Origin of the sequence: Streptomyces sp. NPDC102441 (genome assembly GCF_044765585.1) — a bacterium.
Lineage (GTDB): Bacteria > Actinomycetota > Actinomycetes > Streptomycetales > Streptomycetaceae > Streptomyces.
Window position 1 is genome coordinate 314,674 of record NZ_JBIWKH010000006.1, and the last position, 14,496, is coordinate 329,169.

Here is a 14,496-nt window from a genome sequence, read left to right on the forward strand (position 1 = left end):
CTCGGGGGAACCCTCAGTGACGACCATCACCCCTGATCCCGGGAACCGGAACGAGAAGTACCGCGACCCCGGCCCCTCACTTCGCGAGAGGCCCGGTCCGCCCGGTACGCTCACCGCCGTGCCCCACGCTGATCAGTGTCAAACCACTCAGAAGGACGCGCCTGTGACCTACCCGGGAGCGCCCCGACCGGACCGGCTGCGGCCGACGTCCCTCGGAGAGCTGGCCGACCGGCTCGGTGCCGGACCGCAGGATTCCGGTGAGGTCACCGGCATCACCCACGACTCCCGGGCCGTGCGCCCAGGGGACGTGTACGCGGCTCTGCCCGGTGCCCGTTTCCACGGCGCCGACTTCGCCGCCCAGGCCGCGGGTCTCGGAGCGGCCGCGATCCTCACCGACCCGGCGGGCGCCGAGCGCGCCGCCGCCACCGGCCTCCCGGTCCTCGTCACCGAGGACCCGCGGGGCCGGATGGGCGACCTCGCGGCCGAGATCTACGGACGGCCGGGGATCGGCCTCCTCCAGATCGGCATCACGGGAACGTCCGGCAAGACCACCACGGCCTACCTCGTCGAAGGCGGGCTGCGCGGCGCCGGACGCAGCACCGGTCTGATCGGGACCGTCGAGATGCGGATCGGCGACGAGCGCATCAAGTCGGAGCGCACCACCCCCGAGGCCACCGATCTCCAGGCCCTGTTCGCCGTCATGCGCGAACGCGGGGTCGAGGCGGTCGCCATGGAGGTCTCCAGTCACGCCCTGGTGCTCGGCAGGGTCGACGGCTGTGTCTTCGACGTCGCCGTGTTCAACAACCTCAGCCCGGAGCACATGGAGTTCCACTCCGGGATGGAGGACTACTTCCAGGCCAAGGCGCAGCTGTTCACCCCGCAGCGCAGCAAGCTCGGTGTCGTCAACTTCGACGACGAGTACGGCCGCAGGCTGGTCAAGGAGGCGTCCGTTCCGATCGTCACCTTCTCGGCGGAGGGTCACCCGGACGCCGATTGGCGCGCCGAGGACGTCGAGGTCGGCCCCCGGGACAGCAGCTTCACCGTGGTCGGCCCCAAGAGCGAGCGCATCAGCGCCAAGGCCCCGCTGCCCGGCCCGTTCAACGTCGCCAACACCCTTGCCGCGATCGTCACCCTGGCCGTCGCGGGCGTCGACCCGCAGACCGCAGCGGACGGCGTCGCCGCCGTCCCCGGCGTGCCCGGCCGGCTGGAACGCGTCGACGCCGGACAGCCGTACCTCGCGGTCGTCGACTACGCGCACAAGACCGACGCCGTCGAGTCCGTCCTGCGCTCCCTTCGGAAGGTCACCGAGGGCCGGGTGCACATCGTGCTCGGCTGCGGCGGCGACCGCGACACGACGAAGCGCGGTGCGATGGGCGCCGCCGCTGCACGGCTCGCCGACACCGCCGTACTGACCTCCGACAACCCCCGCTCCGAGGACCCCCTCGCGATCCTCGCCGCGATGCTCTCCGGCGCGGCCGAGGTGCCCGTCCACGAGCGCGGCGACGTGCTCGTGGAGGCCGACAGGGCCGCGGCCGTCGCCGCCGCGGTCGCCAGGGCCGAGCCCGGCGACACGGTGCTGGTGGCCGGAAAGGGACACGAGCAGGGCCAGCACATCCACGGAGTGGTACGTCCCTTCGACGACCGGAAGGTCCTGCGCGAGGCCATCGAACGCTCCCTGGGGAGCATGAGCGCGGTGCAGACCCCCGAGGACCGCGTACACACCCACGAGAACAACAGTCAGGGATGACCAAGTGATCGCCCTTTCCCTCGCCGAGATCGCCGGAATCGTCGGCGGGCAGCCGCACGACGTGCCGGACCGGTCCGCCGTCGTCACCGGCCCCGTCGTCATCGACTCCCGGGAGGTGCGGCAGGGCTCCCTGTTCGCCGCGTTCGCGGGTGAGCGTGTCGACGGACACGACTACGCGCGGCGTGCCGTCGAGGCCGGCGCGGTGGCCGTGCTCGCCGCCCGCCCCGTCGGTGTCCCGGCGATCGTCGTCGACGACGTCGTGTCCGCGCTCGGCGCCCTCGCGCGCGCCGTCGTGGAACGCCTCGGCACCACCGTCGTCGCGCTGACCGGCTCGGCCGGCAAGACGTCCACGAAGGACCTGATCGCCCAGATCCTGGAACGTAAGGCGCCCACGGTCTGGACACCCGGCTCCCTCAACAACGAGATCGGTCTGCCGCTGACCGCGCTGCGTGCCACGGCGGAAACCCGCCATCTCGTACTGGAGATGGGCGCGCGGGGTATCGGCCACATCCACTACCTCGCCGACCTGACGCCCCCGCGGATCGGCCTGGTCCTCAACGTGGGCAGCGCCCACATCGGGGAGTTCGGCAGCCGCGAGGCGATCGCCCAGGCCAAGGGCGAGCTCGTCGAGGTACTCCCGGAGGACGGCACCGCGATCCTCAACGCCGACGACCCGCTCGTGCGGGCCATGGCGTCCCGCACAAAAGCCCGGGTGCTTCTCTTCGGAGAGGCCCCGGATGCGGACGTACGGGGAGAGAACGTGCGGCTCACGGACGACGGCCGCCCCGCTTTCACCCTCCACACCCCGACCGGGTGCAGCGACGTGACCTTGCGCCTGTACGGTGAGCACCACGTGTCGAACGCGCTCGCCGCGGCCGCCGTCGCCCATGAGTTGGGCATGTCCGTGACCGAGATCGCCGATGCGCTCTCCGGGGCGGGCACCCTCTCCCGCTGGCGCATGGAGGTCACCGAGCGTCCGGACGGTGTGACGGTCGTCAATGACGCCTACAACGCGAACCCCGAATCCATGAAGGCCGCGCTCCGTGCGCTGGCCGCCATGGGCAAGGCCCGACAGGCAGCCGGGGGGCGCACGTGGGCGGTGCTCGGTCAGATGGCCGAGCTCGGTGACGCGTCGCTCGCCGAGCACGACGCGGTCGGACGGCTCGCCGTCCGGCTCAACGTCAGCAAGCTCGTCGCTGTCGGAGGAAGAGAAGCCTCCTGGCTGCAACTGGGCGCATATAACGAGGGTTCGTGGGGTGAGGAGTCGGTGCACGTGTCCGACGCACAGGCGGCCGTCGACCTGTTGCGCAGTGAACTGCGCCCGGGAGACGTCGTGCTGGTGAAGGCGTCCCGGTCGGTCGGCCTGGAGAAGGTCGCCCTGGCACTGCTGGAGACGACCGAGGGTGAGGTCGCCGTCCGATGAGGCAGATCCTCTTCGCGGGGGCCATAGGGCTCTTCCTGACCCTGGTCGGCACTCCGCTGCTGATCAAACTTCTGGCCCGCAAGGGCTACGGGCAGTTCATCCGGGACGACGGCCCGCGTACCCACGGCAGCAAGCAGGGCACGCCCACCATGGGTGGCATCGCCTTCATCGTGGCGACGATCATCGCGTACGTGCTGGCGCACGTGATCACCGGCGAGGACATCCGGTTCTCCGGCGTCCTCGTCCTGTTCCTGATGGCCGGGATGGGCCTCGTCGGCTTCCTCGACGACTACATCAAGATCGTCAAGCAGCGCTCCCTGGGCCTGCGAGCCAAGGCGAAGATGGCCGGCCAGCTGATCGTCGGCATCGCCTTCGCGGTGCTCTCGCTCCAGTTCGCGGACGCCCGTGGCAACACCCCGGCCTCCACCCGGCTCTCCTTCGTCGAGGACTTCGGCTGGTCCATCGGACCGGTGCTGTTCTGCGTCTGGGCGCTGTTCATGATTCTCGCCATGTCCAACGGCGTGAACCTGACGGACGGTCTGGACGGTTTGGCCACCGGCGCGTCGGTGATGGTCTTCGGCGCCTACACCTTCATCGGGCTGTGGCAGTTCCAGGAGTCCTGCGCCAACGCGATCACCCTCACCAACCCAGAGGCCTGTTTCGAGGTACGGGACCCACTCGACCTCGCGGTCGTGGCCTCGGCCCTGATGGGCGCCTGCTTCGGCTTCCTGTGGTGGAACACCTCACCCGCGAAGATCTTCATGGGCGACACCGGTTCGCTCGCCCTCGGCGGAGCCCTCGCCGGACTCGCCATCTGCTCCCGCACCGAGTTCCTGATGGCCATCCTCGGCGGCCTCTTCGTGATGATCACCATGTCGGTGGTCATCCAGGTCGGCTCGTTCAAGATGACCGGCAAGCGGGTCTTCCGCATGGCGCCGCTCCAGCACCACTTCGAACTCAAGGGGTGGTCCGAAGTCCTTGTCGTGGTCCGCTTCTGGATCATCCAGGGCATGTGCGTGATCGTCGGTCTCGGCCTCTTCTACGCGGGATGGGCAGCCAAGAAGTGAGCAACGTGGACTGGCAGGGCAAGCGGGTCACGGTGGCCGGGCTCGGCGTCAGCGGAGTCCCCGCGGCCCGCGCCCTGCACGAGCGCGGGGCCCTCGTCACCGTCGTCAACGACGGCGACGACGAGCGCTCCCGCGCCCAGGCCGCCGAACTGGAGGCGCTCGGAGTCACCGTGCGCCTCGGCGACGGCGACACCCTGCCCGAGTCCACCGAGCTCGTGGTCACGGCCCCCGGCTGGAAGCCCGGCAAGCCGCTCTTCGGCGCGGCCGCCGAGGCGGGCGTCCCCGTCTGGGGCGACGTCGAACTCGCCTGGCGGCTTCGGGGCCCCGGGGCCGCACCCTGGCTCGCGGTCACCGGCACCAACGGCAAGACCACGACCGTACGGATGCTCGCCTCGATCCTCGAAGCGGCCGGCCTGCGCACGGCCGCCGTCGGCAACATCGGGGTCTCCCTGCTGGACGCCGTCCTCGGCGACGAGCCGTACGACGTACTCGCCGTCGAGCTCTCCAGCTACCAGCTCCACTGGGCGCCCTCGCTGCGCGCCCACTCCGGTGCCGTGCTCAACCTGGCCCCGGACCACCTCGACTGGCACGGCTCCATGGCCGCCTACACCGCCGACAAGGGCCGGATCTACGAGGGCAACAGTGTCGCCTGCGTCTACAACGCGCAGGACGAGGCGACGGAGGGCCTCGTGCGCGAGGCGGACGTCGAGGAGGGCTGCCGGGCGATCGGGTTCACCCTCGGTACGCCGGGGCCCTCACAGCTCGGGGTCGTCGACGGCATCCTCGTCGACCGGGCCTTCGTGCCCAACCGGCAGAAGCAGGCCCAGGAGCTCGCCGAGGTCGGCGACGTCAATCCGCAGGCCCCCCACAACATCGCCAACGCCCTGGCCGCGGCGGCGCTCGCCCGCGCCTACGGCGTGGAGCCGGCGGCCGTGCGCGACGGGCTGCGGGCCTTCCGTCCCGACGCCCACCGCATCGAACACGTCGCCGACGCCGGCGGGGTCGCGTACATCGACGACTCCAAGGCCACCAACACCCACGCCGCCGAGGCCTCCCTCGCGGCCTACGAACCGATCGTCTGGATCGCCGGCGGCCTCGCCAAGGGCGCCACCTTCGACGAGCTGGTCAGCGGGGCGGCGAAGCGGCTGAGGGGCGTCGTCCTGATGGGCGCCGACCGGGCGCTGATCCGCGAAGCCCTGGCGCGACACGCCCCCGAGGTACCGGTGGTCGACCTCGACCGGACCGACACTGGGGCGATGTCCGAAGCGGTCCGCGAAGCGGCACGTCTGGCCCGGCCGGGTGACACCGTCCTGCTGGCCCCGGCCTGTGCCTCGATGGACATGTTCGTCAACTACAACAAACGGGGCGAGGCTTTCGCGGACGCGGTCCGCCAACTCGCCGACGAGAGCGCCTGACGGGCCCGGCCCCCGCGTCGTACTGTCCCGGAGGACCGGGAGAGCCAGGGCACCCGGTCACGAGCCGTACCGCCGGGGCCCCGGCCTCCGGTGACAGCCCCGGGCACGAGCAGTGGAGGGGACAGCGACAATGCCGGCCGACGAGAGCTCAGCCGCGCGCGGAGCCGACCGTTCACGGGCGACAGCCGCGATCAGCCGGGCGCTCACCCCGCCCCTGCTCGCCGGACCGCTGCCCGCGGGCCCAGGGCCCCTCGTGGGGCTCGCCCTGAGGAGCCGGCCCGCCGCCGGCCCCCGACGGCCCACCGCGCCGCGTGGCGGGCGACCGCCGGCCCCCGGCGGCGGGGAGCCCCGGCCGGGCCGCGGCGCCGGGGTGCGGCGCGCGTACGAGCGTGCACGACGGGCCTGGGACCGTCCTCTGACCGCGTACTACCTGATCCTCGGTTCGAGCCTGCTGATCACCGTGCTCGGCCTCGTCATGGTCTACTCCGCCTCGATGATCAAGGCGCTGGAGCTGGCACGGCCCGGCACGTACTTCTTCCGCAAGCAGTTCATCGCCGCCGTGATCGGCGCCGTCCTGATGCTGCTGGCCTCCAGGATGCCCGTCAAGCTCCACCGGGCGCTGGCCTACCCGCTGCTCATGGGCACGGTCTTCCTGATGGTCCTGGTCCAGGTGCCGGGGATAGGGATGTCGGTCAACGGCAACCAGAACTGGATCTATCTCGGCGGCCCCTTCCAGCTCCAGCCCAGTGAGTTCGGCAAGCTCGCCCTCATCCTCTGGGGCGCGGACCTGCTCGCCCGCAAGCAGGACAAGCGGCTGCTGGCCCAGTGGAAGCACATGCTGGTGCCGCTGGTGCCGGTCGCCTTCATGCTGCTGGGGCTGATCATGCTCGGCGGGGACATGGGCACCGCGATCATCCTCACCGCGATCCTCTTCGGTCTGCTCTGGCTGGCCGGCGCCCCCACCAGGCTCTTCGCCGGTGTGCTCGCCTCCGCCGGTCTCATCGGAGTCCTCCTCATCAAGACCAGCCCCAACCGGATGTCCCGGCTCGGCTGCATCGGTGCCTCCGAGCCGGGCCCCGGTGACTCGTGCTGGCAGGCGGTGCACGGAATCTACGCTCTGGCCTCCGGCGGATGGTTCGGTTCCGGGCTCGGTGCCAGTGTGGAAAAATGGGGTCAACTTCCGGAACCGCACACCGACTTCATCTTCGCCATCACCGGGGAGGAACTGGGCCTGGCGGGGACGCTGTCGGTACTGGCCCTCTTCGCGGCTCTAGGCTATGCGGGTATCCGCGTGGCCGGACGCACGGAGGACCCCTTCGTGAGGTACGCAGCGGGAGGCGTGACCACCTGGATCACGGCGCAGGCCGTGATCAACATCGGTGCGGTGCTCGGCCTGTTGCCGATCGCCGGTGTCCCGTTGCCGCTGTTCTCCTACGGGGGCTCCGCCCTGCTGCCGACCATGTTCGCTGTCGGGCTCATGATCGCCTTCGCGCGAGACGACCCTGCGGCGAGAGCTGCCCTGGCCATGCGGAGGCCCGGGGTCAGATGGAAGACGATGAGACGGCGCGTCATGAAGCGTTCGTCCGGAGAGCGGTGAATTTCGGTGCATGTCGTACTCGCCGGCGGGGGGACCGCCGGGCACATCGAGCCCGCGCTTGCCCTCGCAGACGCCCTGCGGAGGCAGGACCCGACCGTGGGAATCACTGCCCTCGGCACGGAACGCGGACTCGAGACCAGGCTCGTACCCGAGCGGGGGTACGAACTGGCACTGATCCCTGCCGTACCGCTGCCGCGCAAGCCCACCCCCGAGCTGATCACCGTCCCGGGACGGCTGCGCGGCACCATCAAGGCCGCCGAGCAGATCCTGGAGCGCACCCAGGCGGACTGCGTGGTCGGCTTCGGCGGCTACGTGGCCCTGCCCGGCTACCTCGCCGCCAAGCGCGCCGGGGTCCCGATCGTCGTCCATGAGGCCAACGCCCGGCCGGGCCTGGCCAACAAGATCGGTTCGCGGTACGCCCACGGGGTAGCCGTCTCCACCCCGGACAGCAAGCTGCGCGGCGCCCGCTACATCGGCATCCCGCTGCGCCGGACGATCGCCACCCTCGACCGGGCCAGGGTCCGCCCGGAGGCGCGTGCCGCCTTCGGCCTCGACCCCAACCTGCCGACGCTGCTCGTCTCCGGCGGCTCACAGGGTGCCCGCCACCTCAACGAGGTGGTCCAGCGCATCGCGCCGCTGCTCCAGCGGTCCGGCATCCAGATCCTGCATGTCGTCGGCCCGAAGAACGAAATGCCGCGCGTCGACAACATGCCCGGGATGCCGCCCTACATCCCGGTACCGTACGTGGACCGGATGGATCTCGCGTACGCCGCGGCCGACATGATGCTCTGCCGCGCGGGCGCGATGACCGTCGCCGAACTCTCCGCCGTCGGGCTGCCCGCCGCCTACGTCCCGTTGCCGATCGGCAACGGCGAACAGCGGCTCAACGCCCAGCCGGTGGTCAACTCCGGCGGTGGTCTCCTGGTCGACGACGCGGCGCTCACCCCGGAATGGGTGCAGGGCAACGTCCTTCCGGTGCTCTCGGACCCGCACCGGCTGTACGAGATGTCCCGTGCCGCCGCGGAGTTCGGGCGACGGGACGCCGACGACCTGCTCGTCGGCATGGTGTACGAAGCGATTGCCGCACGCCGCAAGGCGTGAGGCGGTGCGGACCCGGGGCGCGCGCCCCGGGTCCGGCGAAGGAGCGAGCGTGGCCGGACCGACGACCGCCCAGCGCGGCGAGGCCGGGCGGGCCGACACCCCGGCCCGCCCGCCGCACATCGGCCCCCAGGGGCGAGGACCGACCGGCCGTACGCGGCTGATCCTGGCCGCTGTCGGCGTCGTGCTGATCTCCGCGGCCACGGTCTGGGTGCTCTACGGCTCGTCCTGGCTGCGGCTGGAACGGGTGGCGACCACGGGCACCGACGTCCTGACGCGGAGCGAGGTGGAGGCCGCCGCGGCGGCCCCGGTCGGTTCCCCGCTGATTTCCGTGGACACCGGCGCGATCGCGGACCGGTTGCGCCAGAAGTTGCCTCGTATCGACTCCGTGGATGTCGTACGGTCATGGCCACACGGTGTCAGCCTTAAAGTGACCGAACGGGAACCGGTTCTGTTGGTCGAAAAGGGCAAAAAGTTCATCGAAGTGGACGCAAAAGGCGTGCGCTTCGCAACCGTGGACAAAGCACCGTCGCATGTTCCACTGCTGGAACTGACGCCCGATCAGTCAGCGAGTCTCCGTCGCTTCGGCGGTGACCGTCTGCTGCGGGAAGCGGTTCGCGTAGCGGGAGACCTTCCGGGGAAGGTGGCCGGGGAGACCAGGACCGTGCGGGTCACCTCGTACGACTCCGTCGTTCTGGAACTGACCCGGGAGCGCACGGTGATGTGGGGAAGCAGTGAGGAGGGGCCCGTGAAGGCGCGGGTGCTCACCGCTCTCATGAAAGCCTCTCCCAAAGCGGGACACTTCGACGTGAGTGCCCCCACCGCCCCTGCGGTATCGAAGAGTTGACGCACGTTTGGCCTGGCCAGCCCCCTGGTTGGTCAGCGCTACGGGTGATCACATAGGGTGAAAAGAAAAACGGGAGGTTCGGCGTGTTCGTTGAACGTGCGCCACTTGTCGACTTAGTGTCCTGTTCGGAAGAGTCCAAGAAGCAGACACACTGGTAACCCTGAACTTCAACGTTAGGGTTTGGGTCGGCGTTCGGACCGACCCAATCGGCATCCGTCGTCGCGGCGGGACTACCGCGAAGCGACGACACGTAACTCGAGGCGAGAGGCCTTCGACGTGGCAGCACCGCAGAACTACCTCGCAGTCATCAAGGTCATCGGTGTCGGCGGCGGTGGTGTCAATGCCATCAACCGAATGATCGAGGTCGGTCTCAAGGGCGTCGAGTTCATCGCGATCAACACCGATGCGCAAGCACTGTTGATGAGCGACGCCGACGTCAAGCTCGACGTCGGCCGTGAACTCACCCGTGGCCTCGGCGCCGGGGCGAACCCGGCCGTCGGTCGTAAGGCGGCAGAGGACCACCGTGAGGAGATCGAGGAGGTCCTCAAGGGGGCCGACATGGTCTTCGTCACCGCCGGAGAGGGCGGCGGCACCGGCACCGGCGGCGCACCCGTCGTCGCCAACATCGCTCGCTCGCTGGGCGCCCTGACGATCGGCGTGGTCACCCGCCCGTTCACATTCGAGGGCCGGCGACGCGCGAACCAGGCGGAGGACGGCATCGCCGAGCTCCGCGAAGAGGTCGACACCCTCATCGTCATTCCCAACGACCGGCTGCTGTCCATCTCGGACCGCCAGGTCAGCGTGCTCGACGCGTTCAAGTCGGCCGACCAGGTGCTGCTCTCGGGTGTCCAGGGCATCACCGACCTCATCACGACCCCGGGTCTGATCAACCTCGACTTCGCCGACGTCAAGTCGGTCATGTCCGAGGCGGGATCGGCGCTCATGGGCATCGGGTCCGCGCGCGGCGACGACCGCGCGGTGGCCGCCGCGGAGATGGCGATCTCCTCGCCGCTCCTGGAGGCGTCCATCGACGGCGCCCGCGGTGTCCTGCTCTCGATCTCCGGCGGCAGCGACCTCGGTCTCTTCGAGATCAACGAGGCCGCCCAGCTGGTGAGCGAGGCGGCCCACCCCGAGGCGAACATCATCTTCGGCGCGGTCATCGACGACGCGCTGGGCGACGAGGTGCGGGTCACCGTCATCGCCGCCGGCTTCGACGGCGGACAGCCGCCGACCCGCCGGGAGAACGTCCTCGGAGCCGGTGCCGGCAAGCGCGAGGAGCCGGCTTCGTCGGCCCGGACCGCCGAGCCGGCCCGCCAGACCGGCGGACTGGGCTCCGTGCCCCCGCGTGAGGAGCCCCAGACGCCGGCCGAGCCGGCGCCGGTGGCGAACGAGACCTCGCTGCCGCCGGTCACCCCGCCGCACGTCCCGACGGCCCGTCCCTACCAGGACAACCAGGCCGAAGAGCTGGACGTACCGGACTTCTTGAAGTGATAGGTCCGCAGCACGCGGTGAAAGCCGCGGAGTCTTCGGCGGGCGGCGCCCATTTCGCCTTCACCGACAGGTGGGGCGGAGTGAGCGCCGTTCCGTACGAGGAGCTCAACCTCGGCGGTGCGGTCGGTGACGACCCCGCCGCCGTCCGCGCGAACCGTGCACGCGCCGCCCGTTCCCTCGGTCTCGACCCGGCCCGGGTGGTCTGGATGAACCAGGTGCACGGGCGTGACGTGGCCGTGGTCGACGGTCCCTGGGGCGACACGTCGGACATCCCCGCCGTGGACGCGGTGGTGACGGCGCGGCGCGGACTCCCGCTCGCGGTGCTCACCGCCGACTGCACGCCCGTGCTGCTCGCCGACCCGGCGGCCGGTGTCGTCGCGGCCGCCCACGCCGGACGGCCCGGTCTGGTCGCGGGAGTCGTCCCGGCCACGGTCGAGGCCATGATCGCACTCGGGGCGGAAGCGTCCCGGATCACCGCGCGCACCGGACCGGCCGTCTGTGGACGGTGTTACGAGGTTCCGGACCGGATGCGCGCGGAGGTCGCGGGGGCCGTCCCGGCATCATGGTCGGAGACCGCCTGGGGGACACCCGCGGTGGACGTCACGGCCGGGGTCCACGCCCAGCTCGCCGAGCTCGGCGTCGGGGACCGGCACAGCTCGCCGTTCTGCACCCTGGAATCCGGCGACCACTTCTCGTACCGCCGCGACCGCACCACGGGACGGCTCGCCGGATATGTCTGGTTGGACTGATAGGGCATGACGGATCGCAGGGCTCAACTCGCGGCAAACCTGGCACAGGTGGAGGAACGCATTGCTTCCGCCTGCGTCTCGGCCGGCCGCAAACGGGAAGAAGTGACCCTCATCGTGGTCACCAAGACCTACCCCGCGAGCGATGTGCGCATTCTGCACGAACTCGGTGTGCGGCAGGTCGCGGAGAACCGTGATCAGGATGCGGCGCCAAAAACCGCGGCTTGTGCGGATCTGTCGCTCACATGGCACTTTGTCGGACAGTTGCAGACGAACAAGGTCCGGTCCGTGGCCGGTTATGCCGATGTGGTGCAGTCCGTGGACCGGGTGAAGCTGGTCACCGCGCTCTCGGCGGCGGCGGTCCGGGGTGAGCGTGAGCTCGGCTGCCTCATCCAGGTCGCCCTCGACGCGGAGAGCGGCGAGCGCGGGGACCGGGGCGGAGTCGCGCCGGACGCGATCGAGGAGTTGGCTGCCGCGGTGGAAGCGGCGGAAGGGCTCAGGCTCGACGGTCTGATGACCGTCGCCCCGCTCGCCGGTGCCTTTGCCGGCCGGCAAAGGGCCGCGTTCGACCGGCTGATGGAAATCTCATCCCGCCTGCGCGGGAACCATCCGGCTGCGAACATGGTCTCTGCTGGGATGAGCGCGGATCTCGAGGACGCGGTCGCGGCCGGGGCGACACATGTACGCGTCGGTACGGCGGTACTCGGAGTCCGACCCCGGCTCGGGTAACGTCGCGAAGCAAGTCGGACCACAGCAGAAAATATGGTCATTCCCGCTTTATGTGGGCAGACCGGAGTGGATCTCGGGCACTTGGTGACACGAATGCCGATCCACCACAGAGCGGAGGACTCGGAGCATGGCCGGCGCGATGCGCAAGATGGCGGTCTACCTCGGCCTCGTGGAGGACGATGGGTACGACGGTCCGGGGTTCGACCCCGACGACGAATTCGAACCCGAGCCGGAGCCCGAGCGGGACCGGCGGCGGCACCAGCCCGCGCATCCTGTGGAGCGGGAACGGGACGAACCGGTGCGATCGGTACAGCCGCCCGCACCGCGGGAACCGGTTCAGCTCCCGGCGGAAAGCGGGCGACCCGCCCGAATCGCCCCCGTGGCATCCATCACACCTGACCGCCCGAACATGGAGAAGAACGCACCGGTGATCATGCCCAAGGTCGTGTCCGAGCGTGAGCCCTACAGGATCACCACGCTGCACCCCAGGACCTATAACGAGGCCCGTACCATCGGGGAACACTTCCGCGAGGGCACTCCGGTGATCATGAATCTCACGGAGATGGACGACACGGATGCGAAGCGACTTGTCGACTTTGCCGCGGGACTTGTCTTCGGTCTCCATGGCAGCATTGAGCGTGTGACGCAGAAGGTGTTCCTGTTGTCGCCTGCTAACGTCGATGTCACGGCGGAGGACAAGGCTCGCATCGCAGAGGGCGGGTTCTTCAACCAGAGCTGAGAACACCGGGAACAACCCGGCCGGGAGGCCGGGGCTACGAGAGCCAGGGGAGAGGGAAGCGCGAGACATGGGCGTCGCACTGGATGTGGTCTATATCGCGCTGATGTGTTTCCTCATCGTGCTGATCTTCCGGCTGGTCATGGACTATGTCTTCCAGTTCGCACGTTCATGGCAGCCAGGCAAGGCGATGGTGGTCGTTCTCGAGGGCACTTACACTGTCACGGATCCACCGTTGAAGCTTCTGCGGCGGTTCATACCGCCGTTGCGTCTCGGGGGCGTGGCACTTGACCTGTCCTTCTTCGTTCTGATGATCATCGTCTACATTCTGCTCAACCTCTTGGGCAAGCTTGCGAGCAGCGTGTGAACGATACGGTCTTGCCGACTGCCGACGACTACGTAGAGGTGAAGAAGAGATGCCGCTGACCCCCGAGGACGTGCGGAACAAGCAGTTCACGACCGTCCGGCTCCGAGAAGGCTATGACGAGGACGAGGTCGATGCCTTCCTCGACGAGGTCGAGTCGGAACTGACGCGTCTGCTCCGTGAGAACGAGGACCTGCGCGCCAAGCTGGCCGCGGCCACACGTGCCGCCGCGCAGAACCAGCAGCAGCAGGGAATGCGTAAACCGCCGGAGCCGCAGGACCGGCAGGGGGCCCCGGTGCCCGCTGCCATATCTGGTCCGCCGGTGCAGCAGCAGCAGCCCCCGCAGATGGGTCCCCCCCAGCTGCCCGGTGGCGCACCGCAGCTGCCTGCCGGTCCCAGCGGCCACGGCCCCCAGGGTGGCCACGGCCCCGGTCCGCAGGGCCCGCACGGCCCCGGCCCGATGCAGGGCGGTCCCATGGGTGGCCCGATGCAGGGCGGCCCCATGGGCGGTCACGCGCCGCAGCAGCAGATGCAGCAGATGCAGCAGCAGCAGCAGATGCAGCAGCCCGGTCAGGGCGGCCCCGGTGGCGACAGCGCCGCCCGTGTCCTCTCCCTCGCACAGCAGACCGCGGACCAGGCGATCGCGGAGGCCCGTTCCGAGGCCAACAAGATCGTCGGTGAGGCACGCAGCCGCGCCGAGGGTCTCGAGCGTGACGCCCGTGCCAAGGCCGACGCCCTGGAGCGGGACGCGCAGGAGAAGCACCGTGTGGCGATGGGCTCGCTGGAGTCGGCCCGCGCGACGCTTGAGCGCAAGGTCGAGGACCTGCGTGGTTTCGAGCGCGAGTACCGGACCCGTCTGAAGTCCTACCTGGAGAGCCAGCTGCGTCAGCTGGAGACCCAGGCCGACGACTCGCTGGCTCCGCCGCGGACCCCCTCCGCTGCCTCGCTGCCGCCGTCGCCCTCGCTGGCTCCGGCCGGTGCGGGTGCGATGGGACACACCATGGGCGGCAACCACGGCGGTCACGGCAACCAGCAGATGGGTGGCGGCAACCAGTCGATGGGCGGTGGCCCGTCGTACGGCGGCCAGCAGCAGATGTCGCCCGCGATGACGCAGCCGATGGCGCCGGTGCGGCCGCAGGCGCCGCAGCCGATGCAGCAGGCGCCGTCGCCGATGCGTGGGTTCCTGATCGACGAGGACGACAACTGAGCGGGTCGCGCTCGCTGAGCGCGTAGCCG

General features: G+C 69.9%; 13 protein-coding genes. All 13 read left to right on the plus strand.

The window, feature by feature from the left end; genetic code table 11:
* The first annotated feature begins 16 nt into the window (after positions 1–16).
* The 13 genes from ACIREO_RS15580 (at position 17) to ACIREO_RS15640 (ending at position 14,467) form a co-directional block, all read left to right on the plus strand.
* Entirely contained in the window at positions 17–1,747 is a 1,731-nt protein-coding gene (locus tag ACIREO_RS15580; protein ID WP_404109516.1) for a UDP-N-acetylmuramoyl-L-alanyl-D-glutamate--2,6-diaminopimelate ligase, read from the plus strand.
* 4 nt (positions 1,748–1,751) lie between these two features.
* Complete coding sequence (murF, locus tag ACIREO_RS15585; protein ID WP_404109519.1) at positions 1,752–3,170, plus strand: UDP-N-acetylmuramoyl-tripeptide--D-alanyl-D-alanine ligase; 1,419 nt, start codon at positions 1,752–1,754, stop codon at positions 3,168–3,170.
* Positions 3,167–4,237 carry a phospho-N-acetylmuramoyl-pentapeptide-transferase gene (mraY, locus tag ACIREO_RS15590; RefSeq protein ID WP_404109522.1) on the plus strand — a complete coding sequence of 357 codons (1,071 nt, stop codon included), beginning with the start codon at positions 3,167–3,169 and terminating at the stop codon, positions 4,235–4,237. Before murF ends, mraY begins: the two co-directional genes overlap by 4 nt.
* Positions 4,234–5,652 carry a UDP-N-acetylmuramoyl-L-alanine--D-glutamate ligase gene (gene murD / locus ACIREO_RS15595; protein ID WP_404109988.1) on the plus strand — a complete coding sequence of 473 codons (1,419 nt, stop codon included), beginning with the start codon at positions 4,234–4,236 and terminating at the stop codon, positions 5,650–5,652. Before mraY ends, murD begins: the two co-directional genes overlap by 4 nt.
* Before the next feature lie 130 nt (positions 5,653–5,782).
* On the plus strand, positions 5,783–7,249 hold the full coding sequence (gene ftsW / locus ACIREO_RS15600) for a putative lipid II flippase FtsW (protein ID WP_404109525.1): 1,467 nt from the start codon (positions 5,783–5,785) through the stop codon (positions 7,247–7,249).
* A gap of 6 nt (positions 7,250–7,255) precedes the next feature.
* Positions 7,256–8,350 (plus strand): undecaprenyldiphospho-muramoylpentapeptide beta-N-acetylglucosaminyltransferase, encoded by a 1,095-nt coding sequence (gene murG, locus ACIREO_RS15605; protein ID WP_404109528.1) that lies wholly within the window; start codon positions 7,256–7,258, stop codon positions 8,348–8,350.
* Between the two features lie 49 nt (positions 8,351–8,399).
* Positions 8,400–9,194, plus strand: coding sequence for a cell division protein FtsQ/DivIB (locus tag ACIREO_RS15610; protein ID WP_404109530.1), 795 nt, complete (start codon positions 8,400–8,402; stop codon positions 9,192–9,194).
* A gap of 276 nt (positions 9,195–9,470) precedes the next feature.
* Positions 9,471–10,685, plus strand: a complete 1,215-nt coding sequence (gene ftsZ, locus ACIREO_RS15615) for a cell division protein FtsZ (RefSeq protein WP_404109533.1) — start codon at positions 9,471–9,473, stop codon at positions 10,683–10,685.
* Between the two features lie 17 nt (positions 10,686–10,702).
* Complete coding sequence (gene pgeF / locus ACIREO_RS15620) at positions 10,703–11,434, plus strand: peptidoglycan editing factor PgeF (RefSeq protein WP_404109535.1); 732 nt, start codon at positions 10,703–10,705, stop codon at positions 11,432–11,434.
* Positions 11,435–11,440: 6 nt separating this feature from the next.
* Positions 11,441–12,160 (plus strand): YggS family pyridoxal phosphate-dependent enzyme, encoded by a 720-nt coding sequence (locus ACIREO_RS15625; protein WP_404109538.1) that lies wholly within the window; start codon positions 11,441–11,443, stop codon positions 12,158–12,160.
* A gap of 127 nt (positions 12,161–12,287) precedes the next feature.
* On the plus strand, positions 12,288–12,899 hold the full coding sequence (locus ACIREO_RS15630; protein WP_031098945.1) for a cell division protein SepF: 612 nt from the start codon (positions 12,288–12,290) through the stop codon (positions 12,897–12,899).
* A gap of 67 nt (positions 12,900–12,966) precedes the next feature.
* A complete protein-coding gene (locus ACIREO_RS15635; protein ID WP_404109541.1) occupies positions 12,967–13,263 on the plus strand; it encodes a YggT family protein in 297 nt (98 codons plus the stop codon).
* A gap of 49 nt (positions 13,264–13,312) precedes the next feature.
* Positions 13,313–14,467, plus strand: coding sequence for a DivIVA domain-containing protein (locus tag ACIREO_RS15640; RefSeq protein WP_404109544.1), 1,155 nt, complete (start codon positions 13,313–13,315; stop codon positions 14,465–14,467).
* Positions 14,468–14,496 lie beyond the last annotated feature (29 nt).

Excerpts from the sequence above, each read along its gene's own strand:
- mraY (WP_404109522.1), top strand. The coding sequence starts at position 3,167 with ATGAGGCAGATCCTCTTCGCGGGGGCCATAGGGCTCTTCCTGACCCTG.
- ftsW (WP_404109525.1), top strand. The coding sequence starts at position 5,783 with ATGCCGGCCGACGAGAGCTCAGCCGCGCGCGGAGCCGACCGTTCACGG.
- ACIREO_RS15625 (WP_404109538.1), top strand. The coding sequence starts at position 11,441 with ATGACGGATCGCAGGGCTCAACTCGCGGCAAACCTGGCACAGGTGGAG.
- ACIREO_RS15630 (WP_031098945.1), top strand. The coding sequence starts at position 12,288 with ATGGCCGGCGCGATGCGCAAGATGGCGGTCTACCTCGGCCTCGTGGAG.
- ACIREO_RS15635 (WP_404109541.1), top strand. The coding sequence starts at position 12,967 with ATGGGCGTCGCACTGGATGTGGTCTATATCGCGCTGATGTGTTTCCTC.
- ACIREO_RS15640 (WP_404109544.1), top strand. The coding sequence starts at position 13,313 with ATGCCGCTGACCCCCGAGGACGTGCGGAACAAGCAGTTCACGACCGTC.